The sequence below is a fragment of the Streptomyces sp. NPDC047841 genome (genome assembly GCF_040704085.1).
Lineage (GTDB): Bacteria > Actinomycetota > Actinomycetes > Streptomycetales > Streptomycetaceae > Streptomyces > Streptomyces argyrophylli.
Window position 1 is genome coordinate 26423 of record NZ_JBEYRP010000041.1, and the last position, 25789, is coordinate 52211.

The following is a 25789-nucleotide window of genomic DNA, read 5'->3' on the forward strand; positions in this document are numbered from 1 at the left end:
TCTTCGAGGGCGTAGCCGGGCCGGTGGTGCCTTCGGACACATGATGGACACGAGACGACGACGCACTTGGTTCACATGCCGGGGAAACCGGAAACGTCTTTCACTGGTCGGCGGCCAGGTATGGAAACATCTCCGTCACAGGTGCGCCAGGTGTCCTGTCGCACCGGTCCGTGGCCCCCCTTGGAGGACTCTTGTTCAGCATCACCGTACGTGACCACATGATGGTCGCCCACAGCTTCCGGGGTGAGGTCTTCGGGCCCGCCCAGCGGCTGCACGGTGCGACGTTCGTCGTGGACGCGACGTTCCGCCGCCCCGACCTCGACGACGACAACATCGTCGTCGACATCGGTCTCGCCACCGCGGAACTCGGCAAGGTGCTCGGTGCGCTCAACTACCGCAACCTCGACGACGAGGAGGAGTTCCAGCAGATCAACACGTCGACGGAGTACCTCGCCAAGGTGATCGCCGACCGGCTGGTGGAGCGGATCCAGGCGGGAGCACTGGGGGAGGGCGCGCGGGGTATCCGCGAGGTGGCCGTGACGTTGCACGAGTCGCACATCGCGTGGGCGTCGTACGAGCGGCGCGTGTGATCGAGGGGTGAGGGTCCCGGCCCGCCACGGGGGAGAAGGTGGCCTCGTGGCCGGCCGGACCGGTCGGCGGCCGAGCCGGCCCCGGCCTCCTCGTACGGCGAGACCGCCACGGCGTGCTGCCGCGGCGGTCTCTTCGTGCACCCGTGAGCGGGGCGGGGGCGGCGCCTACTGGAAGTCGCAGCCCGGGTTGGGGGCGTCCTCGGACAGCGGGGCGCCGTGCGGCAGGACGTAGAGCACGTCGAGGACGACGTCGGTCGTGCCGAGGTTGCGGCCGATGTGCACGTGGCCGGCGCCGGACGGCTCCGTGATGCCGCTGCCGGCGCGGTACACGCCGTCGGAGGCGCAGTCGGAGTCGAAGTGGCTCAGGGTGCCGTGCTGGACGAGGCCGTAGACGGTTCCGTCGTGGTAGTGCCAGCCCGTGCTCTGGCCCGGGGGGATGGTGATCTGCCGGAGGACGTAGTCCTTCCCGCCGAACGTCGTCTGGGAGATGACCGTGCCCTTCACACCGGGACCGGCCGGTGTGGCGAACGCGGTGCCCGCGCCCAGGGAGAGACCGACGGCCGCGGCCATGGTCACTCCCAGGCGCAGCAGGTTCTTGCGCATGTGGGTCAAACCTTTCAGGTGGATCCGCAGCGCGCCGGCAGGGGCCGGCGCGGGCCGGTTGGGCCGGCGCGCCGGCTCGCTGGAACACGCGTTGACGACCGGCGCTGTCGGCACAGAGGTGGCCCCGGGGGTCCGTAACGTGCCCGCGCGCGTCGCGTGTGGGGCCGACAGTGTCACACCTGTGGCGGGAGCCGCCCGGGCCACCACACTCTCCCCCCGATTGCCCCACGACAATCACATGTGTTTACCTTGGGAGCCGCGCCGTCCCGCGAGTCAAGGCGGCATGACGCACGTGACATATAACTCACCGTTCGTACATGTTTAGAGTCTGTTAAGAGCGGGAACTACCCGGCGGAACGGGAAACCGCCTGGTGAGAAGGGGTTCTCCCGCTCGCCCCGGACGGCGTGCGCGCACATGTGCCGGTCGGGCGGGGGCACGGCACTGCGACGACACAAATGCAGCAGATTTCTGGCACTCGCCGCTGCCTACAGTGCGAAAGCGGGGGTTACATCCGGCCCCCGGTCGCCGCACAACAGAGAACCAGGATGGTTCAGAACACTATGGCTACGCCCCTCACGGCTATGTCCCGGTCCGACCTGCTCGGCACGATCATGAGGGAACACCGCGACGGCCTCGTCTCGTACGCCGAGAAGATGCTGGGTGACCACGGACTGGCCGAGGACATCGTCCAGGAGACCATCATCCGGGCCTGGCGGAACATCGACCGCCTGGTGGGGATGGAGGGATCGGTCCGCGGCTGGCTCTTCACCGTGACGCGGCACCTGGTAATCGACTGGGTGCGCAAACCCCACGCCCGGAGGGAAGTCATCGGAGACAACTACAACGACCCCGTGTCGGGCACCGACGGCACCGAGGCGGTGCACGATGCCCTGGTGGTCAAGCCGCTGCTGCGCCGGCTGTCTCCCGAGCACCGGGCCGTGCTGGTCCACATCTACCTGTGTGACCGCACCATCCAGGAGACCGCCGGCATCCTCGGTGTGCCGGCCGGCACGGTCAAGAGCCGCCAGCACAACGCCCTGCGCAAGCTGCGCGCCGTCGTACGGCCGGAGGCCGCTTAGACATCGTTGTCCTCGCGCCGGGACCGCCGCCGGAGCCGCATGGTCCCGGCGGGGAGGGGGCGCGTGAAAGGCACGGCGGGCCGGGCGAGGACCCCGCCGGAACCCACCCTTCGACCGCCTCGGACACCCCGTGACCGACGCCGCGGTGCTGCCGCCCGGCCCTGGGGAGGGCGTCGGCGCCGGGCGGTCTCCGCATCCGCGCCCGCAGGCCGGGGCTCCGGCACCACGCGCCGGTCCTGGCGTGTGCGGGGTGCGCGGCGCGGGCCGTCGGTTCGCCGGGGCCTGTCCCCGGCCGGGCACCGGATGCCGAGTGGTGCGGTTCCGTCCGACCAGGCGTGGGCGGACGCGGCGCGCTGGGTTCCCGGGGGCGGTCCGCCGCCTGAGCGGGCAGCCCCCCGGCCCGGGTCGGGGTCGCCGGGGACGCCTCCGTCGTGGACGTCGCGCGGCGGACCGGCCCCGTGGAACCGGCCGCCACCCCTACTCGTCCCTGACGCACATCTCCAGTGCCGAGGTCAGTTGCCGCCGGAAGGCGTCGCCTCTCGGGTAGTGGCTCAGCGAGCGGGCGAGTTCGGGCAGCAGGTACTGCTCGGCGACGATCCACTCGGCGGCGTCCGCGCGTCCCTGGAAGTGCTGGGGACGGACACCCGGTCGCGGCGGCGGCAGGATCACGGTGCTGCGGTGCGGTGCGAGCAGCGCCGTGGCGGCCTCGGCGCTGTACAGATAGTGCTCGACCATGCGGGCGACCGCGTCCGACCGGGCGCTCGGCGAGTCCAGCAGCGAGCTGAGTTCCGCGGCGTAGGTGCGCAGCAGTCCGTGACAGGTGTACCGCCCGGCGACCAGCTCGACGAGCAGGTGGTGGTCCATCAGCTCGGCCACGTCCTGCCGGGTCCTGCGCAGATCGGTGCCGGCCAGGCTGGCGGCGGCCGGCAGGGCGATGTCCCGCGAGGGGTGCAGGCCGAGCAGCCGGAACAGGCGCGCGGCGCTGCTGCTCAGGGCGTCGTAGGAGCGGTGGAAGGCGTCGCGGGTGCTCGTGCGGGCGTCCCGGCCGGACAGGGCGTCGAGGCTGTCGGCCGTGTCGCGCAGTCTGGCCGTGAGCGAGGCCAGCGGGAACCGCGGCTGCGTCAGGGCACGGGCGCCGACGACGGCCAGCGCCAGCGGCAGCCCGCCGCACGATTCCACCAGCTCCTCCGCGGCGGCCCGCTCGGCACGGGTCCGGTCCGTGCCCAGTCGCCGGTCGAGCAGTTCGAGACCCTCCTGCCGGGACATGGGGTCGAGCGTGATGATCCGGGCGTTGTCGGTGACGGCGAGGCCCTCCAGCCGCCGCCGGCTCGTGACGATCGCGAGGCACCCCGGGGTGGCGGGCAGCAGCGGCCGTACCTGCTCGCAGTCCACCGCGTCGTCCAGGAGGAGCAGCAGCCGGCGCCCGGCCAGGGCGCTGCGGTAGGCCGAGCCGAGGGCGGCGGCACTCGGGTACGACTGGCTGCTCTCCACGCCGAGCGCCTCGAGGACCTCGGCGATGGCCGCACCCGGTTCCAGGGGGGCCCGGGACGGGTGGTGGCCCTGGAGGTCCACGTAGATCTGTCCGTCGGGGAAGTGGTCTGCCACCATGTGGCCCCAGTGCACGGCCAGCGTCGTCTTGCCCACACCCGCCATGCCGCAGATGGCCGCGGTCATCGTGGGCGGCCGGCTCTCACCCTCCAGCGGGAGCAGCTCCAGGCACTGGCCCAGCGCCTGCTCGCGGCCGGCGAAGGACAGGCAGTCCGCGGGCAACTGGGCCGGCGTGGCGACGCCCGCGGGCCGGGGTGCCGGATGGTCGGTGCTGACGGCGATCCGGCGCTGGAGGAGGTGCTGCTGGGCGGCGCGGAGTTCGGGGCCGGGTTCGACGCCCAGTTCCTCGGCCAGTCCCCGGCGGATGGTCTCGAACTGCTCCAGGGCCGCGGCCTGCCGGCCGCTGGCGGCCAGCGCCGCGATGATCCGGCAGTGCAGGGCCTCGTCGAAGGGGTGGCTCTCCACGGCGCGGCGCAGCATCGTCAGCACTTCTTCGGTCAGTGCGGGCTCCGCTGTGAGGACGGTGTCGGCCGCCTCCTTCACCGTCGCCACGAACTCGTGCCCCACCGACGTGAACACCGGGTGCCGGGCCACATGGGTGCCGGCGGCCACGGTCGGACCGCGCCAGAGCCGCAGCGCTTCCATGAAGTGCTGTGCGGCCCGTTCCGGCGCGCCGCTCCTGAGCGCGAGCTGCGCCTGGGCGCGCAGGTCGCGGAAGTGCAGCAGATCCGAGGTCGAGGCGTCGACGAGCAGGCGGTATCCGTCAGCGGCGCGCACGAGGTGTGTCGCGTGCGTCCTGCTGCGGAGTTCGGGTTCGAGTGTCCTGCGCAGCGCGCCGATGTGCCGGTGCACCACGTTGACGGCGCTGGCGGGTGGCTCGTCGTCCCACAGGATGTCCACGGCCTCGCCCACGGAGAGCGGGCCGGGGGCGCGCAGGAGCAGCAGGGCGAGCAGGGCCAGTCTCTTCGGGGGGCCCAGGTCGATCTCGGTGTCACCACGCGATGCCCGCACGGTGCCGAGGATTGAGTAGCGCACTGTCGCGTCCATCTCGCCGCTGGCCTCGTCATTCTCACGTCGTGCCGTTGGTCGCCCGTCCGGCGGGGTCATCGTCCGGTCCGGGACGGGGCCGTCCGCCGCGAGGTGGTTTCCGGCATGCCTGTGGCGATGTCAGACATGTCATGGCACCCCGGTGGGAACGGGCAGGGGATGGGCGCACGGGACGGGCGTGTCCGGAACCCACCACTGCCGGGTCGACGTGTCCGGTGGCAGGGACGGTGCTGCCCCGACTGTCGCCGTGCCGCGGCACCGGGAAGCGGAGACGCTTCTGCCACGGCACGCCCGTAAGTGGACTCCATAGTCCGTTTAGCGCCCGACTGTACTACAGGCCATGCTGTCCGGCCAGTCGGTCCGTTGCGGGACGGGGGGCTCACGGGGCAAGCATGGCAGTCGGTGGCCAGGGGCGTATCAGTCTGCCGACTTGCCGTTCCGGCGCCGTACGGGTCTCCGATGCGTCACATGACGATTCTCCGACGCGTCACATGACGATAGGAGTGCGCGCCGCGACCTGTCGAGCGCGGGTCTCCGCCGCGCGTGACCGGGCCCTGGGTGTGTATGACCGGCATGTGCACCTCACCTGACGTGTCAATGGGGACGGGATTCATCATGCTCCTTATTGCGTCACCGGTCAAGGCGGTGACGTATTGAGTGAGTGGGCACCATGGGACGTCCGCAGGGGTGTGGATCCCTCCGGCATGGTGGATCATGTCCAGGTGACAGCCGCAGGTCCCCGGGCCGTACCGCCCACCCGTGTACACATGCCCGCGCACAGGGGTGTACACGTGTACGCGTTCGCCGGGCGTCGGGTGTGCCGGGACGCCGATGGCGCGAGGACGGCGGGTGAGGCATGCGGAATCCTGCGCCGGCGCCGTTCGTCCTCATGACGGGCTTCCACGGCCGCGAGGCCGCTACGGGCGCCTGCCGCGCCGGCCGGCCGGTCCGGCCGACGGCTCGCCTTCACGCGTCGTCACGCCGGTGAGAGGAGGAGCCCCCTTGTACGTGCTGGTCCCCGACGATCCCGTGTTCTTCGCGAAGTTCGAGAGCCTCGAGGAGCCGCTCCTGCGCCACCTCTACCTGCTCCACAGCGTGGATCTGGAGTCCGACGACGAGCGGATCATCGCGGACGCCTACGACAGCTGGGTGCAGGTGCTGCTGAAACTGCCGCTGTGGTCCCAGTGGCACGCCACGGACACATCAGCCGGGCACGCCCCGGGCGAACCGGCCGGGTACACCCTCTACGGCGCGGGCGGCACCCAGCTGACGAGTCTGTACCCGATCGAGGTCGACGCGGCCGACCTCGGGCACCTGACGGCCTGCCTCGACCTGTTCGCCGCGGCCGGCGGGACCGGGCGGGCCGGGCCGGGCCGGTCGGACACCGAAGCGGGTGCCGACCGGCCCGAACGGAAGGACACCCTCGTCGACGTCTTCCGGCGCGTCATGGAGGTGTTGCTGCTCCCGCCGCCGCAGCGGCTCCTGGGCGCCTTGCGGCAGGTCATGGGCCAGGCCCGGACCGGCTCCGTGACGCTGCCGGCCGAGGAGGAGACGGAGTACCGGCGTTACTGCGAGGACATCGTGACCATCCTCAGTTCCGGTGACGCGTTCGCCTACCGCAGCCATCGCGCCCTGTACCTGTGAGGTGCCCCGGATCCGCCGGGCGGTCGCTGAACCTTCCCGGCGCCGGGTCCGTTGTCCAGTTGGAAGGCCCCGCCGTCGGACACGCGGGCGGTGGGGCCGGGGCGGGCCTGCTGGGGGTTGTCCATCCCCCCCCGGCGGACGGATGACCGTCCCCGTGCCGGCGGCCCCGAGTCCCCCGCTCGGGGCCGCCGGTGTTTCCCGGCCGGGGGACCTGAAGCACGTGCCACGAAACGGGCGCCGAAACACTTCTCCTCCACGGGATCTTCCGACACGTGTCTCTGTGGTACGTTCCGTGCTCGGCCGGTCCGGTGACCGCGTGCAGCCGCCCGCACCAGGTGTGTGGGTGGCACGCCTGCCCGAGGCCCGGCTCTCTGGTGAGAAAGGTCTACGGATGTGCGCCACGCAGGTGCCGGCCAAGGAAGGCACCCGTCTCTTCGAGGAACTGTGCGCCGTGCACGGTGTCATGACCCGGGGCGCACAGCTCGTCGCCGGGTCCTTCACGCGGCTGGCGGGCGGTGCGGCCGTCGACACGAAGACGCTGGTGACGACCGTGCAGTGGTTCGTCGACTTCGTGCGCCGTCTCCACCGCGGCAAGGACGAGCTGTTCTGGCCGGCGCTGCGTGAGCGGTTCCCCGAGAGGGTCCGCCGACTCGACCGGCTGGCCGACGACGCCGACGCGCTGGCCGAGGCACTCGACGAACTGGAGAGTGTGATCGCGCGGATCGCCGAGGAGCGCCGGGTCGGCGGGTCGGTGAGCTGGGGGCACGCGATGCGGGAGGGCACGCTCGCCTCGCACCGGGCCCAGGAACTGCTGGCCGCACGCCTCGGCGTGGAGGAGCCGCTGCTCAGGGCGCTGGCCCCCGTCATCCGGGACGAGGACGTCGTACGGCTCCGCGAGGCGCTGGCCGACGCCGTCCCGCACGGCGGACCGCATCTGGTCCTCGGTCTCCTGGAGCACCCGGAGCCGCTTCCCGGCCGGGACCGGCTGTACGCCGGCCTCCCGCCGTCCGTGCGCTGGACCCGGGGGATGCTGGCGGGCAGGTTCCGCAGGACGCTCAGGGCACTGGCGGCGGACTGAACGGGCGTCCGCGGGTTCGCGTCCGCGGGTTCGCGTGCGCTCGTTCGGGTGGCGCGAGCCGTGCCTGGGTCAGCAGGTCATCGTACGGGCATGGCGGGCGCGGTCTTCTTCCGTGCGCGGTAGGCGGCCGCCTTGATCTTGTTGCCGCACGACTCCATGCCGCACCACTGGCGCCGCATGCCCCGGGAGCGGTCGATGTAGACGCGCGTGCACTCCGGGTTGCCGCACTCCTTCATCAGGGGGACGTCCGGGCCGCTGAGCAGTTCGACGGCCTGCCGCGCGACGGTCGCCAGGGCCTGCCCGGGGGTCGCCTCGTTGTGCCGCCCGGCCGTGGTGAGCTGCGGCGTCACGGGGGTCTCGCGCGCGGCGCCGTTGACCACGGCGAGTGCCTCGCGGTCGAACTCCTCACCGCGACGGCGGTTGGTGACGAGACGGTAGATGGCCTCGCGCACGGTCGTCGCCGCCCGGACGTCCTGCTCGTCGCCCGGTGTGATCGTGTCCACGAGACCGGACTCCAGGTACCAGGCGTTGAGCCGCTCCGGTGTCACGAACATCTCGAACCGGGTCGAGCGCCGGGCGCGGAGAGTGGCCGCGAAGTCGAGCGCCGGGTGCCCGCATACGAAGACGTGGTCAAGGTTCACATCACCATCTTGACAGGTGACTGCCGTGGAGCGCAAGACACGTCACCGTTCCGGGCGGTGTCGCTCGGAACGGGCTTCGGTCGTCACAGTACAGAGGGATCGCGATCACAGGCACCGGGAGGGGGCGGGAGACACCGGGTGGGGGCGCATTTCGGGCCGGCGGTCCCGCTCCGGCATCGCGGCCCCGGCACCCCGCCCCCGCACGCCCGAGCACCGGGTCGGACGGCGGGAAGAGGACGGCAAGGCGGCCCCGCCCCGCCATGCCGCCCTCGCCCCCTGCATCGCCCCCAGCGCCCGCCACCCTCGCAGGGCGCCCCCGGCTCAGCCCCGCGAACCGGACGCCCCCGGGTCATCCCGCCGTCCGCTTCCCGGCTCCAGATGGATCTCGCGGCCCTGCCAGCGGCGTCGCAGCCAGCGGTCGTGGCTGGCGAGGACGATCGCGCCGGGGCCGGTGCCGAGCGCGGCCTCCAGTTCGTCGCACAGGGTGGGGGACAGGTGGTTGGTGGGTTCGTCGAGCAGCAGCAGGTGCGGCGGGCGGGCCACCAGGAGGGCCAGCGCGAGCCGCCGGCGCTGCCCCACAGACAGCCCGCCGACGGGTTTGTCCATATCTGCCTCGTGCAGGAGACCGAGTGAGCCCAGCGGCACCTTCTCGGCGCGCGCCGGGCCCAGCGACAGCTCGTACGTGTCGCGGACCGTGCGTCCGGGCCGGTCGAAGACGGTGTCCTGGGTGAGCAGGCCGACCGTGAGCCGGCGTCGCCTGCGCACCTCCCCCTCGGCCGGCAGCTGTCCGGCGAGCACGGCGAGCAGGGTCGACTTGCCCGCGCCGTTGCCACCGGTGACCAGCAGCCGGTCGGTCGGCGAGACGTCCAGCGTGTCCAGCGCGAGCCGGCCGGGCACCCGTACGTCGCGCAGGGACACCAGTGGCTGGGGGCTCTCCTCCGTGCGGGCGGCCAGTTCCCCGGCCGCGAACCGCAGCGGCCGGGGCGGCTCGGCGACCTGGGTGCGCTCCAGCTCCTCCAGCCGCCGGGCGGCGTTGCGCACCCGGCGGGAGATCTGGTTCTGCACCCGGCCGGCCCGGTGGCCGTAGCCCATCTTCTCGTTGTCGGTGCGGCCCCGGTCCGGTGCGACCCGGTGCGCGGTGACGCCCGCGGACTGCCGCAGTTCCTCCAGTTCCTCCTGCTCCTCGGCGTACCGCCGCTCCCAGCGCTCCCGTTCGGCGCGCTTGTCCGCCAGGTAGGCGCTGTAGGTGCCGCCGTAGCGGACCGGACCGTCCACCGCGGGGTCGAGGTCGATCAGGTCGGTGCAGACCGCGTCGAGGAACGCCCGGTCGTGACTGGCGACGACCACGGTTCCGGGCAGGCCGCGGACCTGCTCCTCCAGGAACGCGGCCGCCGTGTCGTCGAGGTGGTTGGTGGGCTCGTCCAGCAGCAGCGCCGACGGCCTGCGCACGAGCAGCGCGGCCAGGGCCAGCCGCCCGCGCTGCCCGCCGGACAGCGAGCCGAGCGTGCGCTCGTGCCCGACCGAGCCGAGGCCCAGGCCGTCCAGCACCAGGGCCGCGCGGCGGTCGGCGTCCCAGGACTCGCGGTCCTGGGCCTGTTCCAGCCGCCGGCCGTAGGTCTGGAGGAGTTCGGCGTGGCCGGGATCGTCCTCCGGGACGCGGGCCAGCTCCTCGCCGAGCCGTTCGAGCTCCGCGAGGTCCTCACGGGCCTCGCGCAGCGCCTGATCGAGCACCGCGGCGATGGTCGAGCCGGCGTCGAAGGGCATCTCCTGGTGCAGGAAGCCGAGGTCGCCGGGGCGCGTGACGCTCCCCGCGTCGGGTTCGTCGACGCCGGCCAGCACCCGCAGCAGGGTGGACTTGCCGACGCCGTTCTCCCCGATCAGGCCGATGCGGTGGCCGGGAGAGGCGGTCAGGGAGACGCCGTCGAGGACGCGACGGCCGCCGAGGGCGCGGACGACGTCACGGGCGAGCAGAGCGGGTTGGGGCACAGGGAACCGTCCAACGTGATCGGTGGTCGGCCCGCCGGGCACACGGCCTCGGACGCGGGTCACGTCACACGCCGGCGGCTCACACCGCCGGGGCCCCGGTCTCCTTGAGCGCCCCGTCGGCCAGCCGCAGCCAGCGGTTCACCCCGATCTCGGCGAGGAACCGCTCGTCGTGGCTGACGACCATGAAGGCGCCCTGGTAGGAGTTGAGCGCGCTCTCCAGCTGTCCGGCGCTGACGAGGTCGAGGTTGTTGGTCGGCTCGTCGAGCAGGAGCAGGTGGGGGGCCGGTTCGGCGCACAGCACGCAGGCCAGGGTGGCGCGCAGCCGTTCGCCGCCGGACAGGACGCCGACGGGCAGATGGGCCCGGGCGCCGCGGAAGAGGAAGCGGGCGAGCAGGTTCATCCGCTCCGCCTCGGGCCGTTCGGGGGCGAACCTGGCGAAGTTCTCCGCCACGGTGCGGTCCAGGTCCAGCAGGTCCAGGCGCTGCGAGAGGTAGGCGATGCGTCCGTCGTTGCGCTTGATCTCCCCGCCGTCCGGGGCGAGGTCGCCGGTGATCAGCCGCAGCAGTGTGGTCTTGCCCGCGCCGTTGGGGCCGGTCAGCGCGATGCGCTCGGGGCCGCGGATGGTCAGGTCGACGCCGCCGTCGGCGAACACGGCCTTGCCCGCGTGGCGGACCTCCATGCCCTCGCCGAGGAAGAGGTTGCGTCCGGCGGGCACCTGGGTGTCGGGCAGTTCCAGGGTGAGGCGCTGCTCGTCGCGCAGCGCGCGTCCGGCCTCGTCGAGGCGGGCCTTGGCCTCGCTGACCCGGGAGGCGTGCATCGTGCCGGCCTTGCCCGCGGCCTCCTGCGCGCCGCGCTTCATGTTGCCGGCGAAGATCTTCGGCAGCCCGGCGTTCTTGAGGTTCTTGGCGGCGTTGCTCGCGCGCCGCTCGGCGCGCTCGCGGGCCTGCTGCATCTCCCGCTTCTCCCGCTTCAGCTCCGCCTCGGCGTTGCGGACGTTCTTCTCGGCGACCTCCTGCTCGGCGCGCACGGCCTCCTCGTACTCGGTGAAGTTGCCGCCGTAGAAGCGCAGTTCGTCGCTGCCGAGTTCGGCGATGCGCTCCATGCGGTCGAGCAGCGCGCGGTCGTGGCTGACGAGCAGCAGACAGCCGTTGAAGTCCCCGAGCACGTCGTAGAGCTTGCGCCGGGCCGCCAGGTCGAGGTTGTTGGTCGGTTCGTCGAGCAGCAGCACGTCGGGGCGCTTGAGCAGCTGGGCGGCGAGGCCGAGGGAGACGACCTGGCCGCCGCTGAGCGTGCTCAGGCTGCGGTCCAGGGTGAGGTCGGCGAGGCCCAGGCGGTCGAGCTGGGCGCGGGTGCGCTCCTCGATGTCCCAGTCGTCGCCGATGGTGGTGAAGTGCTCCTCGCTCACGTCACCGGATTCGACGGCGTCGATGGCGCGGATCACCGCGGCGACGCCGAGGACCTCGGCGACGGTGAGGTTGCCGGTCAGGGGCAGGCTCTGGGGGAGGTAGCCGAGCGTGCCGGCCACCGACACCGAGCCGGTGGCGGGCTTGAGTTCGCCGGCGATCAGCTTGAGCAGGGTGCTCTTGCCGGAGCCGTTGGGAGCGACGAGGCCCGTGCGGCCGGTGGTCACGGTGAAGGACAGGTCGTGGAAGACCGGGGTGTCGTCGGGCCAGGCGAAGGACAGGTTCGAGCAGACGACGGCGGCGTCGGACATGGAGGCGACCTCTGAGGTACTGAGGGCAGAGCTTGGACCTCTGCCCAGGGCAGACGTGGGAAAAGGGGTACGACGAGACAGACCACGTCGGCGGCGCTCCTGAGCACCGGCCGGTGGCCGTCAGATCCGGATCTCACCCGGAGATGTCGTCTTCACCCACCACGTCTGCGACTCCTCGATACACGGTCAACGTCCCCGCAAGTGTAACAGGCGGGCGTCCGTCGTTTCCCGGGATTCGTCCGCCGTTTCCCGGGAGTGAGGGTTCACACATATGTGCGCGTCCGTTGACAGTCCTGGACGAACGTGCCACCATCGTCACCAGTTGAACAGGTGACGGTGTCGGAAACGGCCGACCGTGTGCACACGTGTGGGCCCGCCCGAACCGGTGCCTGCGTCCGGCCGCACCTCGCCGGGATCGTCGCCACCTCTAAGGAGCACACTGACCATGGCAGGAAAGCCGAAGCGCGGGGCCGGGGGCGCACCGGTGGGACGGCGGGCGATGCTGGGCATGCTCGGAGCGGGAGCCGCCGGGCTCGCCGCCGCGCCCTATCTCCAGCGCGGCTGGGAGGGGTTCCTCGGTGCCGCCTCCCAGGTCGACGCCACGGGCCTGACCGGTCTGCTGCCCAACCCGGGCGGCTTCCGGTACTACAGCGTCGTCGGCTCGGTGCCGCACAAGGACGCGACGAACTACGCACTCAAGGTCGACGGTCTGGTGGAGAAGCCGAAGACCTACACGCTCGACGAACTGCGCGCGATGCCGCAGACCCGGGTCGTCCACGACGTGCTGTGCACGGACGGGTGGCGGGTGGACAAGACACCCTTCGAAGGGGTGAAGCTGGCGGACATCCTGGACGCCGTCGGGGTGCGCTCCCCGGGCGCGGCGGTCCGCTTCACCTGTTTCGACGGCGCCTACACCGAGAGCCTCACCCTGGAACAGGCCCGCCGCTCCGACGTCCTGGTGGCGCTGAACATGCAGGACAAGCCCATCACCCACCAGCACGGGGGACCGGTCCGCCTCTACGTGGCCCCCATGTACTTCTACAAGTCGGCCAAGTGGCTGTCCGGCATCTCGGTCACCGACAAGGTCGTTCCCGGCTACTGGGAGGAACGCGGTTATGCAGTCGACGGCTGGCTCGACGACGCCGACCGGCACAGCGACGCGGCCTGAACCGCCCGGCCGTGTGCGCCGGTTCAGCACCGCCGAGCGCATGGTCCACCGGGCCACCGGCTACCTGATGCTCGTGTGCCTGGTCACCGCCGCCTGCCTGTACCTGGGGCCGCTGGCCCAGCTCGTCGGGCGGCGCCACCTGATGGTCACGCTGCACGAGTGGTCGGGCATCTGCCTGCCGGTCCCCTTCCTGCTCGGACTCCTCTCCGCCGACTTCCGGGCGGACCTGCGCAGGCTGAACCGCTTCGCGGTGTACGACCGGCAGTGGCTGCGGGCCGTGCGCAAGCGCCGGAACTGGCCCGAGGCGCGGCCGGCCGGCAAGTTCAACGCGGGCCAGAAGATCTACGCGGGCTGGATCGCCGGCGCCGTGCTGGTGATGATGTCCACCGGTCTGCTGATGTGGTTCATGGGGCTGCTGCCCTTCATCTCCCGCACCAGCGCGATCTTCGTCCACGACCTCCTGGCCTGGGCCATCACCTTCGTACTCCTCGGACACATGCGCCGGGCGTTCGAGGATCCGGAGGCGCGGCTCGGCATGCGCACCGGATACGTCAGCCGGTCCTGGGCCGAGCGGTACCACTCCCGGTGGCTGAAGGAGGAGCGGATGGGTACCGTGACCGGAGAAACCGAGGAAGCGGACAAGGTGTGACATGTCCCCCGAGAAGGGGCGGCTCTGGCCGGAAGGGTTCATGGACGACCGCAGCGCTCCAGACGCCGGGTTCCCGGACGGCCGGGGGCCCGGAGCCGCCGGGGTGCTCGGGGACGAGCTGACGGCGCTGCTGCACCGTGCCGTGCACCAGGCCGCTCACCGTCTGCACGCCGTCACGGCCGCCGTGTACCTGCTCACCCCCGACGGCGGCGAACTGCGCGCCGCCATGATCGGCGGCAGCCCGCCGTCCATGCTCACGCTTCCCGGCCGCATGAAGCTGGACTCCCCCTACGCCTCCGCGCGCGCCCTGGCCGGGCAGCGTCCGGCGTTCCTGGCCGAACCGGACCCGCTCGCCGAACCGGAGAGCGGGGCGCTGGCCTACCCGTACACCGTCGCCTCCGTCGCGCTGGAGGCGGAAGGGCGCCGTTTCGGTTCGCTGACCGTGCTGCGCACCGAGGACAGCGGGGACTACGGCAGCACCGACTCCCGGGAACTCACCCGGATCGGCGACCGGCTGGGCGTCCTGCTGGCCGGTCTCCACGCCCGCGGCGCCACGATCGCGCCCGGCAGCCTGCCCGTGCTGGTACCGGTGTTCGGCACCGCCGAACCGCCGGCCGCGGCCGGGGAGCAGGCCGCCGTCCGGGGGGTGCCGGGTGTGCCCGGCTCCGCGGGGATGACCCTGCTGTACGCCCTCCAGCGGCTGACGGAGATGCTGAACCGGGCGACCACCATGGAGGACGTCGTCGGGGTGGCGGAGTTCTGTGTCGTGGCCCCGATGCGCGCCCGAGCGCTGGCGCTGACCTCGGCCGCCGAGGGCCGGCTGTGGGTACTCGGCCACAGCGGGGACTCCGCGGACCTGGTGGCCGAGCTGCACGGCGGCGCCCTGCACGCGGACACGCCCGCCGCGCGGGCGATGCGGGGGCGGGCGCTGTTCGTCCCGGGCTCCGCCGGCGCGCGGGCCGCGGGCCGCGTCCCGGACGCCGGCCCCGGGGATCCGTCCAGCGGTGTGCCCGGCGACGGCGGGGGCGACGGGCGGCGCGCCGCCGCCTACCTGCCGCTGGTCGGCAGCCGGCACGTGGTCGACCTGCCGATGACCGGCGCCGCCCCGGTGGTCGGGGTCTGCTGCCTGTCGTTCGACGGGCCGCGCACGTTCCCGCCCGAGGAGCGGGCCGTGCTGACCATGATGGCCGGGCTGCTGGGCGCGGCGGTCCAGCGCATCCAGCTCAGCGCCGCACGCCAGGCGCTCACCGAGGGCATGCAGCGGCGGCTGCTGCCCGCCGCCCTCCCCGAGGCGCCCCGGCTGCCCACCACGGCCCGGTACCGGCCGGCCCAGGCCGCGAGCGAGGCGGGCGGCGACTGGTACGACGTGATCACCATGCCGGACGACCGCGTGATGCTGGTCGTCGGGGACGTCGAGGGCCACACGCTGGAGAGCGCCGCCGTCATGGGCCAGCTGCGCACCTCGGTGGCCGCCTACGCCACCGAGGGCCACGGGCCGGCCGCGCTGCTCGACCGCACCGACCGGCTGCTGTCCCGCATGGGCACCGAACTGCTCGCCACCTGCTGCGTGGTGGCCGTGGACACCGGGACGGGGGTGGCCGAGGTGGCGCTGGCCGGACATCCGGCGCCGCTCGCCCGGCTGTCCGACGGCACCGTCCGACCGCTGTGGGCACCGGCCAACGTGCCGCTCGGGCTGCACGGGCGCACTCCGTACCGCTCCCGGGAGCACACGCTCCCGCCCGGAACCGTGCTCGTGCTCTACTCGGACGGGGTGCACGAACCGGATCGCGACGACGTCGGCGCCCGCCTGGGTGCCGGCGGGGCGGGCGCCGACCTGGAGACCCTGGCGGACCGCCTGCTGGCGGGCACGCCGGGCCGGCGCGACGACGCCGCGCTGCTGCTGGCCCGCTACGAGGGAGCGGACGACTCCGCCGCGCCCCGGACCGCGCGTTTCCACGTCCACCGGCGTGATCTGCGGGCGGTCCGGGAGGCCCGCGGCTTCGTGCACGAGTGCCTGTGCGAGTGGGGTCTGGCCGATCTGTCGGACGACCTCGAACTCATCACCTCGGAACTGGTGACCAACGCGCTCGTCCACGCGGGCAGCGATGTGGACGTGCGGCTGCGGGCCTCCGGTCACCGGGTGCGTCTCGAGGTGCGGGACTCGGACAGCGACCCGCCCGTGCCCACCGCGTACTCGCTCACCGAGGAGGGCAGCGCGCGGGCGGAACACGGCCGGGGCCTGTACCTGGTCGACGCATTGGCGCACACGTGGAACACCTCTCCGAGCGGCCGGGGCAAGACGGTCTGGCTGGAGATGGACATCCCCGGCGCGTAGGGCCCGCCCTTGCCCGACCGTCGAATGACCCAACCGCCCATCGGCGGGTGCCGGCACCGGACCGTGGCCACGGACCGTCAACTGACGGTGGTGGGGCCGGGGCCGGCCCGGCCAGAGTGGGAGCACGGGCCGAGCAGGCGCCCACGGCTGCGGGGCGACGTCTCCGCGCGGCCGTACGACATGTGGTCGCAAGACATGTGGTCGCAAGACATGTGACCCTTCCTCTTTCGTCACCAGTTAAACCGGTGATAGTGTCTGGCTCAGTCTTCGGCACCCGAGACCGCCTCGGGTCGCGTACCGAGGTCGCGGAGGCACGCGAGCGGACGTCCGCCCGTGCAGGCCCGCCGGCCCCGCCCCTGTTCAGCTCATGTGATGTGCACCTGCGTCGCCGCGGTGAGGCGCACACCTACTTCCGGGATGGAAACCAATGAGACGCACACTTCTGACTGCCCTCGCCGCCGGTGTGCCGCTGGCCGCCGCGCTGTGGGTGCCGACCGCGTCGGCGGAGCCGGCGAACGCCGCCTCCGCGCCGCTCGGCTGCCGGTCGCTGCCCGTGAAGGCCCCCGCCGGCACCAAGGTGGAGAGCGTGACCGTCGTCAGCCACGCGGCGGGCACCGTGGACGTGCCCCCGGTCACCCCGCTGCCCGGGGCGCAGATCCCCGACGTACCGGCGTTCTGCGACGTGACGGTGACGCTGACCCACCCGGGTCAGGGCGACCACGCCAAGGTGCGCGTCTGGCTCCCGCTGAAGGGCTGGAACGGCCGCCTCCAGACGATCGGCGGCTCGGCCTACGCCGCGGGCGACTACGGCGCGGGCCTGGCCGCCGCGGTCAAGAACGGGTACGCCGCCGCGACCACCGACGCCGGCGTCAGCACCTACATCGACACCGGCTGGGCCCTGACCGGCGGGGGCAAGGTGGACAAGGCGCTGCTGAAGAACTTCGCCAGCCGCTCCGAGCACGAGGCCGCGGTCGTCGCGAAGGACGTCATCGGCGGCTTCTACAGCAGGCCCGCCTCCTACGCGTACTTCAACGGCTGCTCCACCGGCGGACGCCAGGGCTACATGGAGGCCCAGCGCCACCCCGACGACTACGACGGCATCCTCGCCAACGCGCCCGCCGTCAACTGGGACGAGTTCGAGGTCGCCACCCTGTGGCCGCAGGTGGTCATGAACAACGAGAAGACCTACCCGACCTCCTGCGAGTTCGCGGCCTTCACCGGCGCCGCCGTCAAGGCCTGTGACCCGCTCGACGGCGTCAAGGACGGCCTGGTCAACGACCCGGCCCGGTGCGACTTCGACCCGCGCCGGCTGATCGGCACCAAGGTGGTGTGCGACGGCAAGGAGCTGACCATCACGGCGGCCGACGCGGCCGTGGTCCGCAAGATCTGGGACGGCCCGCGCACCACCTCGGGCAAGAAGCTGTGGGCCGGCGTCCCGATCGGCGCCGACCTGTCGGCCCTGGCCGGCGTCACCCCGCCGGACGCGAACGGCGTCGTCAAGGGCTTCCCCTTCCCGGTGCCCGCCGCCTGGGTCCAGACCTGGCTGGAGAAGGACCCCTCCTTCGACCTCACGAAGATCACCTACAGTGACTTCACGCGGCTGTTCAAGCAGTCCGAGGCCGAGTACGACAAGATCATCGGCACCGACGACCCGGACCTGTCCGCCTTCCGCAAGTCCGGCGGCAAGCTGCTGACCTGGCACGGCCAGGCCGACCAGTACATCCCCGCCCAGGGCACCGTGAAGTACCGCGAGCAGGTCGAGCAGGAGCTGGGCGGAACCAAGAAGGTCGACGACTTCTACCGTCTCTTCCTCGCCCCGGGCACGGCGCACTGCGGCCTGAACAACGGCAGCGGTGCCACGGCCGACGACCTCGGCGCGCTGCGCACCTGGGTCGAGAAGGGCAAGGCCCCCAGGACGCTGCCCGCCACCCTGGTCAACGCCGAGCACAAGACCGTCACCCGCGACCTGTGCAGCTACCCGTCGGTGTCCCGCTACGACGGCCACGGCGACCCGGCCGCCGCCTCCAGCTTCCGCTGCGTCCTGCCGTCCCGGCACTGACCCGGCCACCGACCACCCGACCCGAGAAAGGCCCCATCCCTCATGAGCACGCAGACAGCGGCACCGTCGAACCCGGCGGCGGCGGACGGACGTTCCTCCCTGCTGAGGCTGTACCTGGGCCGCGGCGTGCTGGCCGTGGCATGGGCCCTGGCGTTCGCCGGAGCCCACGAGAACGTCGACGCCGTGGCCATCACCCTGCTCGTCGTCTACCCGCTGATCGACGCGGTCTCCTCGCTGATCGACTACCGCGCCACCCCTGACGGTTCCGAGCGCCGGGTGACCGCGTTCAACGGGGTGCTCAGCACCGTGGCCGCCCTCGCGGTCGGCATCGCCGGGGCCGGCGGTGTCGCACCGGTGCTCCATGTGTTCGGTGCCTGGGCCGTCGTCTCCGGCGCCGCCCAGGTGGTCGTCGGGCTGCGGCGGCGCGGTCCCGAGCTGGGCAGGCAGTGGCCGACCCTGATCTCGGGCGGGCTGTCCTTCCTGGTCGGCTTCTTCTACAACGTCCAGGCCGCGGGCGACAGCCCCTCGCTCGACGTGCTGTCCGTGTACGCCACGGGTGGCGGGGTGTGGTTCATCCTCCAGGCCCTGCTGCTGGGCTGGAAGGCCCGCCAGCTGCGCACCCGGACCGTCTGACCGAACCCCGACCGGTGCCGTCCCGGCCCGCGCCCCGTGGCGCGGGCCGGGACTTCGTCGTGCGCCGGGCCCTTCGCGGGCGGCCGGGTCAGCCGACGCGGTAGCGCACCGGCAGGGACAGCACGCCGCGGATGATCCCGGAACCGATCCAGTCGAGCGAGTCCGGCGGTGCCGCCAGTTCCAGTTCGGGGACGCGGGACAGCAGGGTGCGCAGCGCGATGGCCGTCTCCAGGCGGGCGAGCGGGGCGCCGAGGCAGTAGTGGATGCCGTGGCCGAAGGCGAGATGGCGGGCGTTCGGCCGGGTCACGTCGAGCACGGCGGGGTCGTCGCCGTCCTGCTGCGAGGCGTCGTGCCCGGCCGAGCCGAGAGCGACGACGACCATGCCGCCCCGGGGGATCGGCACCCCGCCCAGTTCGAGGTCCTCGGCGGCGTAGCGGCTCGTGGAGCGCTCGACGGACGTGTCGTAGCGCAGGAACTCCTCCACCGCGCCGGGCACCAGCTCGGGCCGCTCGCGCAGCAGCCGCAGCTGGCCGGGGTGCCGCAGCAGGGCCAGCACGGCGTTGCCCAGCAGGTTCACCGTGCTCTCGTGGCCGGCGACGACCAGCATCATGGCGGTGCCGACCAGTTCCTCCTCGGAGAGCCGGCCGTCCTCCTCGTCGCGCACGGCCACCAGGGCGGACAGCAGGTCGTCCTGGGGGTGGTGGCGCTTGTCGGCGACCAGGCCGGCCAGCAGCCCGTGCAGAGCGGCGAGGGCCGGGCGGTGCCCGGGCGAGGCCACCTGGAGGGCCTGCCCCGACCAGCGGTGGAAGTCCAGGTGGTGCCGGTGCGGGATGCCGAGGAGTTCGGCGATGACCGTCGCGGGCAGCGGGGCGTTGAAGGCCTCGACGAGGTCCAGCTCGCCCGACGGCGGCATGGCGTCGATCAGGTCGTGGGCGATCCGCTCGATGCGCGGGGCGAGTTCGGCCGTACGGCGGGGAGTGAAGGCGGCCGAGGCCAGCCGGCGCAGGCGGGTGTGCTCGGGCGGGTCGGCCTCCATCATCTGCGCGCCGAGTCCCACCGACGGCTGGTGGAGGACGTATCCGGCGGCGGCCAGGGCCTCGGCGGCGGGCGTGGCGTCCTTGAGCAGGGCGGGATGGGTCAGCGCCTGACGGGCCAGGTCGTGGCCGACGACCACCCAGCCCTTCAGACCGAGGTGGAACTCGGCCGGGTGGATGGGTCCGAACTGCCGGAGCCGGGCGTACCGTGCGGGGGAGTCGGCCTTGAAGGCGTGATCGATGACCACCCTGCCGTCCTGGTACGGGCAGTGCTCTTGCGCGCTCATGGATGCCTCTCGCGTTCTGTCGGTCCGGGACCGCCCGGGGCGGTCCCGGCCGGCACCCGACGCGCGGTCAGGTCGTCGTGATGGGAGAACGAGCCGGGTCCCGCGCCGGTTCAGCGCGGGCGGCCCGTGGACGGACACGCCGAAGGGGCATGCGCGCCGCGCATGCCCCTTCCGGTGCCGGAGAACTCAGTTGTCGCTGTTGAGGATGGACAGCACCTGGAGCACCTGGAGGTAGATCCACACCAGTGTCATGGTGAGACCGAAGGCGGCCAGCCACGCCTCCTCGCGGGGGGCGCCGTAGGCGACGGCGTCCTCGACCTGCTTGAAGTCCAGGGCGAGGAAGGCCGCGCCGAGCAGGATGCCGATCACGCCGAAGAGGATGCCGAGGCCGCCGCTGTGGAAACCGAGGCCGTGGCCCGCGCCGAAGGCGGAGAAGAGCAGGTCGGCGGCGAGCAGCAGCAGGAAGCCGGTCGCGGCCGAGGCGACGAACCCGGCGAAGCGCCGGTCGACGCGGATCCAGCGCATCCGGTAGGCGATCAGGACGCCGGCGGACACGGCGAAGGTGCCGAGCACCGCCTGGACGACCACGCCCGGCGCGATGTACGTCGAGGTGGCACTGGAGATGACGCCGAGGAAGACACCCTCGAACGCCGCGTAGCCGAGGATCAGCGCCGGGGCCGGCGCCCGCCTGAACGCCTGGACCAGCGACAGGACGAAGGCGATCAGGGCGGCGCCCACGGCGATGCCGTACGACCGGCCGATGTTCGCCTCGTCGACGGGCAGCAGCAGCCAGGACAGCACGGCCGTCAGCACCGCGGTGCCGAGCGTGGTCGCGGTGCGGACGACGACGTCGTCCATCGTGATCGCGGTCCCCGCGGTCCGTGCGCCGGCGTCGGGGCCCGCACCGGCGGCCGGGGCGTAGGGATTGGTCAGGTAGTCGTCCGCCGGCCGGCCACCGGCCGTGGCGCCCACCGGGTGGCGCGTGTGCGCCCCGGCGGGGGCGGCGTCACGGTTGGCGCCCCAGCGGGAGAAGACCGGGTTGCTGCTCTTCACGTCATTCCTCCTCGTCCGCCGCGGGTGCGGCCTGCGGCACAGCGCTGTCCTCGGGTGTCCGGGGGCGGCACACATGTGATGGTGCCGCCCGCCGGTCCACTCCCGGCAAGCTTGTGCGTCACCACTCTGACAGGTGACGCACCGGGGTGCAAGTCCTCCCTGCCCGGCCCCGCTCACTCCGACGGCGCCGCCGGACCGTCGAGCAACCGGAGCAGGAAGCCGTCCCAGTCCAGACCGTCCATCTCCGTCTCCGCCGAGGTGATCCGGTAGCTGGCCTCCAGCCACTCGGCGAGCGGCCCGGTGGGCAGCTCGAAGAGGGCCTCCACCTCCTGCGATTCCAGGAGCAGCCAGGACGAGGGGCGCTCACCGGGCAGCGTCGGCCACATCCGCACATCGGCGCAGCCGCTCATCGACGTCAGGCCGCGGTACAGCAGCTCGCGCCCGATCCGCCAGATGAGACTCGGTCCCCGCTCCGCCAGGAACTCGACGGTGATCACCGCGGGCATCTCCGCGTCGAACCGGAACTCCGCCTGGAGCGGCTGCCGGGTGAATTCGTCGAGCATCTGGTCGAGGTCCAGGAACAGCGACGGCAGATGCCGGGGCGTCGACCGCGCCCGCAGTGGTGACTGATCACGGTGCATGACGGGAGTTCCCCTCCGTGGTAGGAAGCCTGCGCCTCCCACTGTTCGCCCGGGGACCCGATCCGCACATCGGTCACTTGACGGTCGAAGGACGGGGCGCCGCGGGGTGCCCGATGACGCGGGGATCCGCCCCGCGGGGCAAGGGGAACGTGACGTAAGTCAATGTGCTGCCCCGCGCCGCGGCCGTGGCCGAGGTGTCCACCCGTGCACACGTGCGTCAACGCGGACCCAGGACCGACCGGACCGTTGTAGTCTGTGCACGCCCCTCGCTCGGTCGAGGAGTGGGGGGCTGCGACGGCCGTCCCGCACCCCCCGTCGGGACGGCCGTTGTCATGCGAACCATCCAGGGCCTGCGGACCGTACACCTCATGTAGGAGGACCGGCGCGGTGCCGCACCGCGCCGGTCCGCTCGGACCGAGGTGTGGAGTTCACCGATGAAGGCCTTCCGATACGTGTCCCAGGGCACACCCTTACGGCTGATGGACGTGCCGGACCCGGTGCCGGACGCCGGCTGGGTGGTGGTGGACGTCGAGGCCGCCGGTCTGTGCCACTCCGACGTCCACGCCCTCGACGGCACGATGGAGTTGACCCGGCGCCCGCCCTTCACCCTCGGCCACGAGGTCGCGGGCACCGTGTCCGCCCTCGGCGAGGGCGTGCGGGAGTACACGGTGGGCGACCGCGTCGCCGTCGCGATCATCGCGCACCCCGAGGTCCAGGCGCACTACGCACCGGGCATCGGTGTCGACGGCGGCTACGCCGAGCGCCTGGTGGCCCACGCCTCCACCCTCGTCCGCATACCCGACGCCGTCTCCACGGTCCACGCGGCCGTCGCCACCGACTCGGTCGTCACCGCCTACCACGCCGTCCGCACCGAGGCCCGCGCCAGGCCGGGGGAGGTGATCGCCGTCGTCGGACTGGGCGGCCTCGGCCTGAACGGGGTCCGTACCGGAGTGCTCGCGGGAGCCACGGTCTACGGTGTGGACATCAACCCGGACACCTTCGACGCGGCCCGCGCGGCGGGGGCGAGCGACTGCTTCACCGACGTCACCGCACTCGCCGGCCTGCGGCCCGACGCCGTCGTCGACTTCGCGGGCGTGGGCTCCACGACATCCGCCGCGGTCGACGTCGTACGCCGCCGCGGCCGGGTGGTCGTCGTGGGCCTGGGCACACGGACCACGAGCTTCGCCACCGGCAACCTGGTCCGCAAGAGCGTGGAACTGCGCGGCTCGTACGGCGCCGGCAAGGACGAGTACCGGCAGGTGCTCGACTACATCGCCCAGAGCCGCATCACACCGGCCGTCGAGGAGATCCCGTTCGCCGAGCTCAACGAGGGCCTGGACCGCATCCGCCGCGGCGCGGTCCGGGGCCGTCTGGTCGTCCGGCCGGGCAGCAGGTGACCCCCGCCCGCCCTGCCCCCGGCCACACCACCGCACACGACAAGGACAGCCGCATGACCCGGACCAACGCCCAGTACCGCCTCGTGGCACGCCCCGTCGGCCTGCCCGCCGCCTCCGACTTCCAGTACGCCGAGGAACCGGCCCCGCAGCCGGGCGAGGGGGAGTTCCTCGTGCAGGTCGACTACCTCTCCCTCGACCCGGCGATGCGTTCCTGGATGAACGAGGGCCGCAGCTACGTGCCCCCCGTCGGCCTGGGCGAGGTGATGCGCGCGGCCGGCATCGGCCACGTCGTCGAGTCCCGGCACCCCGGACACCCCGTGGGCGAGGTGGTGAGCGGCACCTTCGGCGTCCAGCGGTACGCGCTCAGCGACGGCGGGGACGTGGCCCCCGTCGACCTGTCCCTGGGCGAGGCGCCGGTCCACCTCGGCGCGCTCGGCTACAGCGGACTGACCGCGTACTTCGGTCTGCTCGACATCGGCCGGCCCGAGCCCGGCCAGACGGTGGTCGTCTCCGCGGCGGCCGGTTCCGTCGGCGCGCTGACCGGGCAGATCGCCCGGATCAAGGGGTGCCGCGCGATCGGCATCGCCGGAGGTCCCGACAAGTGCCGCTTCCTGGTGGAGGAACTCGGCTTCGACGGGGCCGTGGACTACAAGGCCGGGAACGTGCGGGCCCAGGTGCGGGACCTCGCGCCGGACGGCGTGGACGTGTTCTTCGACAACGTCGGCGGTGACATCCTCGACGACGTCCTCACCACGCTCGCCCACGGCGCCCGGGTGGTCATCAGCGGTGCCGTCTCGCAGTACAACTCCGAGCAGGGCTTCAGGGGACCGGCCAACTACATGCAACTGCTCGTCAAGCGGGCCTCCATGACGGGGTTCGTCATCTTCGACTACGCCGCGCGCTACGGCGAGGCCCGCGCCGAACTCGCCGGCTGGCTGCGCTCCGGGCGGCTGAAGGAACGCACACATGTGATCACCGGCGGCGTCGAGCGGTTCCCCCAGGCACTGCTCGGGCTCTTCGCGGGCGAGAACACCGGCAAGGCGGTACTGGCCCTGTGAGCCCGGTCGTCGCCACCGGAGGGTGAGCGCGGCCGGCGCCGGTACGTCCGGCCCCCCAGGAGGCCGGGGCGGCCGGGCCGGACCGCCCGCCCCGGTGGCGACGACCCCGTGTTCCGGCGCGGGCCGGGCCTCAGCGGGCCGGGGCCGTGCCGGCATCCGGCACGGGCGCCGGGTCGATGCGGATCGTCGCGGCCCGCGCCTCCGGGCTCGCGACGAGGGCGTCGGCGACCGCGCCGTACTTGGCGCGGAAGGCGGCCTCTAGTTCGGGGGAGAGGTCCAGGTCACGGGTCCGGAAGCAGACCTTTCGGGTGACGCCGGCCACCTGGATCCGTCCGTGGCCGCGGTCCCGTGCCGCCCGGTACCAACGGGAGCGGACTCCCCGGTAGGCGCGGACGTACAGCTCGCCGTCGACGACCACCATGCCGATCTCCACGCCGTCCCGACCGTCGTCCCCGGCGGTCAGGGTGAGGGCGTAGGTCTCGGAGAGCAGGGCCTGGTCCTCGGCTGTCCAAGCGGTCATCGGGTCACGTCCTCCGTCAGGTCGGTGCCGGGCTCCGCGGCGGTCCAGGAGGCGAGGATGCGCAGGGCGTCGTGGGAGGGGCTGCCCGGTTCGGCGGTCAGCACCATCAGACGCTGCCCGGAGCCGTCGGGGCTGGCCCAGGTGTCGCAGTCGAGGGTGAGGTCGCCGACCAGGGGGTGGTGGTAGTGCTTGGTGCCGTAACCGGCGCCGCTGACACGGTGCTCGGCCCACCAGGTGCAGAAGTCCATGTCCCGGAGGGACAACTCGCCGACGAGGTGAGCGAGTTCGGGGTCGTCGGGGTCGGCCGCGGCCTCCATGCGCAGGGCGGCCACCGCGTCGCGGGCGTCGTGGTGCCAGTCCCGGTGCAGGGCCCGGACGGCCGGGTCGGTGAACAGCAGCCGGATGTAGTTGCGGCGGCCCGCGGGGAGTGCGGCGAAGTCGGTGTAGAGGGCCGCGGCGGACGGGTTCCAGGCCAGCACGTCCAGACGTCTGCCGAGGACGAGCGCGGGGGTGTCGGTGAGCTGTTCGAGCAGGCGGCGCATGGGCGGCCGTACGGGCTGGACGGGCCGGCGCCGGCGCTTCGGCCGGTCCTCGCTCCGCCCGGCGAGACCGTACAGATACCGCTTCTGGTCGTCGTCGAGGCGCAGCGCGCGCACCAGGGTGACCAGCACGGGGGCGGAGGCGCGGACGCGGCCCTGTTCGAGGCGGGTGTAGTAGTCCACGCTGATCGCGGCGAGCCGGGCGACCTCCTCGCGGCGCAGCCCCGCGACCCGCCGGGCGGAGTCCGTCTCGGGCAGGCCGCACTCCTGCGGCGTCAGCTGCGCCCGACGCGCCCTGAGAAATGCGCCGAGGTGGGAATGGGATGCCGAATTCATGTCTCCAGTGTCACGCACCCCGCCCCGTCGTCGGCACATGTGTGAGGGGGCAGGTTCTTTCCCGGGCAGGGACTTGTCTCTTCCGTGCGGGGGCGGGGTGGCGGAGTGTGGGTGTGTGCCCGGAAAGGGTGCGGCTCCCTGTCGGGGGG

The 25789-nt window shown here is 72.7% G+C and carries 21 protein-coding genes; 11 read left to right on the plus strand and 10 right to left on the minus strand.

Annotation, left to right across the window (positions count from 1 at the left end; genetic code table 11):
- Positions 1–191 precede the first annotated feature (191 nt).
- Complete coding sequence (locus tag AB0947_RS38955; RefSeq protein WP_366755114.1) at positions 192–590, plus strand: 6-carboxytetrahydropterin synthase; 399 nt, start codon at positions 192–194, stop codon at positions 588–590.
- Between the two features lie 165 nt (positions 591–755).
- Here AB0947_RS38955 and AB0947_RS38960 read toward each other — a convergent pair whose 3' ends face one another.
- On the minus strand, positions 756–1193 hold the full coding sequence (locus AB0947_RS38960; RefSeq protein ID WP_366755115.1) for a cupin domain-containing protein: 438 nt from the start codon (positions 1191–1193) through the stop codon (positions 756–758).
- A gap of 582 nt (positions 1194–1775) precedes the next feature.
- Between AB0947_RS38960 and AB0947_RS38965 the strand changes: the two genes are divergently transcribed.
- Complete coding sequence (locus tag AB0947_RS38965; protein WP_366755116.1) at positions 1776–2273, plus strand: sigma-70 family RNA polymerase sigma factor; 498 nt, start codon at positions 1776–1778, stop codon at positions 2271–2273.
- Between the two features lie 477 nt (positions 2274–2750).
- On the opposite strand, the gene AB0947_RS38970 is transcribed toward AB0947_RS38965, so the two are convergent.
- Positions 2751–4832 carry a BTAD domain-containing putative transcriptional regulator gene (locus AB0947_RS38970; RefSeq protein WP_366755117.1) on the minus strand — a complete coding sequence of 694 codons (2082 nt, stop codon included), beginning with the start codon at positions 4830–4832 and terminating at the stop codon, positions 2751–2753.
- A gap of 1044 nt (positions 4833–5876) precedes the next feature.
- On the opposite strand from AB0947_RS38970, the gene AB0947_RS38975 reads away from it, so the two are divergent.
- Together AB0947_RS38975 and AB0947_RS38980 are read left to right on the plus strand one after the other, a co-directional pair.
- Positions 5877–6512, plus strand: coding sequence for a hypothetical protein (locus AB0947_RS38975; protein ID WP_366755136.1), 636 nt, complete (start codon positions 5877–5879; stop codon positions 6510–6512).
- 391 nt (positions 6513–6903) lie between these two features.
- Entirely contained in the window at positions 6904–7590 is a 687-nt protein-coding gene (locus tag AB0947_RS38980) for a hemerythrin domain-containing protein (protein WP_366755118.1), read from the plus strand.
- Between the two features lie 77 nt (positions 7591–7667).
- Here the strand turns inward: AB0947_RS38980 and AB0947_RS38985 are convergent, their stop codons facing one another.
- The 3 genes from AB0947_RS38985 to abc-f form a co-directional block, all read right to left on the minus strand.
- On the minus strand, positions 7668–8231 hold the full coding sequence (locus AB0947_RS38985) for a CGNR zinc finger domain-containing protein (protein WP_366755119.1): 564 nt from the start codon (positions 8229–8231) through the stop codon (positions 7668–7670).
- Positions 8232–8552: 321 nt separating this feature from the next.
- Positions 8553–10217: an ABC-F family ATP-binding cassette domain-containing protein gene (locus AB0947_RS38990; RefSeq protein WP_366755120.1), complete on the minus strand. Its 1665-nt coding sequence runs from the start codon at positions 10215–10217 to the stop codon at positions 8553–8555.
- Positions 10218–10296: 79 nt separating this feature from the next.
- A complete protein-coding gene (abc-f, locus tag AB0947_RS38995; protein WP_366755121.1) occupies positions 10297–11931 on the minus strand; it encodes a ribosomal protection-like ABC-F family protein in 1635 nt (544 codons plus the stop codon).
- Positions 11932–12376: 445 nt separating this feature from the next.
- On the opposite strand from abc-f, the gene AB0947_RS39000 reads away from it, so the two are divergent.
- From AB0947_RS39000 to AB0947_RS39020, 5 genes are all read left to right on the plus strand, one after another.
- Complete coding sequence (locus tag AB0947_RS39000; protein ID WP_366755122.1) at positions 12377–13099, plus strand: molybdopterin-dependent oxidoreductase; 723 nt, start codon at positions 12377–12379, stop codon at positions 13097–13099.
- Positions 13047–13748 (plus strand): cytochrome b/b6 domain-containing protein, encoded by a 702-nt coding sequence (locus AB0947_RS39005; RefSeq protein WP_366755123.1) that lies wholly within the window; start codon positions 13047–13049, stop codon positions 13746–13748. Before AB0947_RS39000 ends, AB0947_RS39005 begins: the two co-directional genes overlap by 53 nt.
- 1 nt (position 13749) lies before the next feature.
- Complete coding sequence (locus AB0947_RS39010) at positions 13750–16083, plus strand: SpoIIE family protein phosphatase (RefSeq protein WP_366755124.1); 2334 nt, start codon at positions 13750–13752, stop codon at positions 16081–16083.
- A 427-nt stretch (positions 16084–16510) separates the two neighbouring features.
- Positions 16511–18142 carry a tannase/feruloyl esterase family alpha/beta hydrolase gene (locus AB0947_RS39015; protein ID WP_366755125.1) on the plus strand — a complete coding sequence of 544 codons (1632 nt, stop codon included), beginning with the start codon at positions 16511–16513 and terminating at the stop codon, positions 18140–18142.
- 42 nt (positions 18143–18184) lie between these two features.
- Positions 18185–18775 (plus strand): DUF308 domain-containing protein, encoded by a 591-nt coding sequence (locus AB0947_RS39020; protein ID WP_366755126.1) that lies wholly within the window; start codon positions 18185–18187, stop codon positions 18773–18775.
- A gap of 88 nt (positions 18776–18863) precedes the next feature.
- On the opposite strand, the gene AB0947_RS39025 is transcribed toward AB0947_RS39020, so the two are convergent.
- From AB0947_RS39025 to AB0947_RS39035, 3 genes are all read right to left on the minus strand, one after another.
- Entirely contained in the window at positions 18864–20096 is a 1233-nt protein-coding gene (locus AB0947_RS39025) for a cytochrome P450 (RefSeq protein ID WP_366755127.1), read from the minus strand.
- 186 nt (positions 20097–20282) lie between these two features.
- Positions 20283–21149: a Bax inhibitor-1/YccA family protein gene (locus AB0947_RS39030; protein ID WP_366755128.1), complete on the minus strand. Its 867-nt coding sequence runs from the start codon at positions 21147–21149 to the stop codon at positions 20283–20285.
- 173 nt (positions 21150–21322) lie between these two features.
- Positions 21323–21790 carry an SsgA family sporulation/cell division regulator gene (locus tag AB0947_RS39035; RefSeq protein WP_366755129.1) on the minus strand — a complete coding sequence of 156 codons (468 nt, stop codon included), beginning with the start codon at positions 21788–21790 and terminating at the stop codon, positions 21323–21325.
- Positions 21791–22224: 434 nt separating this feature from the next.
- Between AB0947_RS39035 and AB0947_RS39040 the strand changes: the two genes are divergently transcribed.
- Positions 22225–23187 carry a zinc-binding dehydrogenase gene (locus tag AB0947_RS39040; RefSeq protein WP_366755130.1) on the plus strand — a complete coding sequence of 321 codons (963 nt, stop codon included), beginning with the start codon at positions 22225–22227 and terminating at the stop codon, positions 23185–23187.
- Positions 23188–23240: 53 nt separating this feature from the next.
- A complete protein-coding gene (locus AB0947_RS39045; RefSeq protein WP_366755131.1) occupies positions 23241–24245 on the plus strand; it encodes an NADP-dependent oxidoreductase in 1005 nt (334 codons plus the stop codon).
- A 130-nt stretch (positions 24246–24375) separates the two neighbouring features.
- Here the strand turns inward: AB0947_RS39045 and AB0947_RS39050 are convergent, their stop codons facing one another.
- Positions 24376–24765, minus strand: a complete 390-nt coding sequence (locus AB0947_RS39050) for a DUF2255 family protein (RefSeq protein ID WP_366755132.1) — start codon at positions 24763–24765, stop codon at positions 24376–24378.
- Positions 24762–25640 (minus strand): helix-turn-helix transcriptional regulator, encoded by an 879-nt coding sequence (locus AB0947_RS39055; protein WP_366755133.1) that lies wholly within the window; start codon positions 25638–25640, stop codon positions 24762–24764. The genes AB0947_RS39050 and AB0947_RS39055 overlap by 4 nt, the downstream gene beginning before the upstream one ends.
- Positions 25641–25789: the final 149 nt, after the last annotated feature.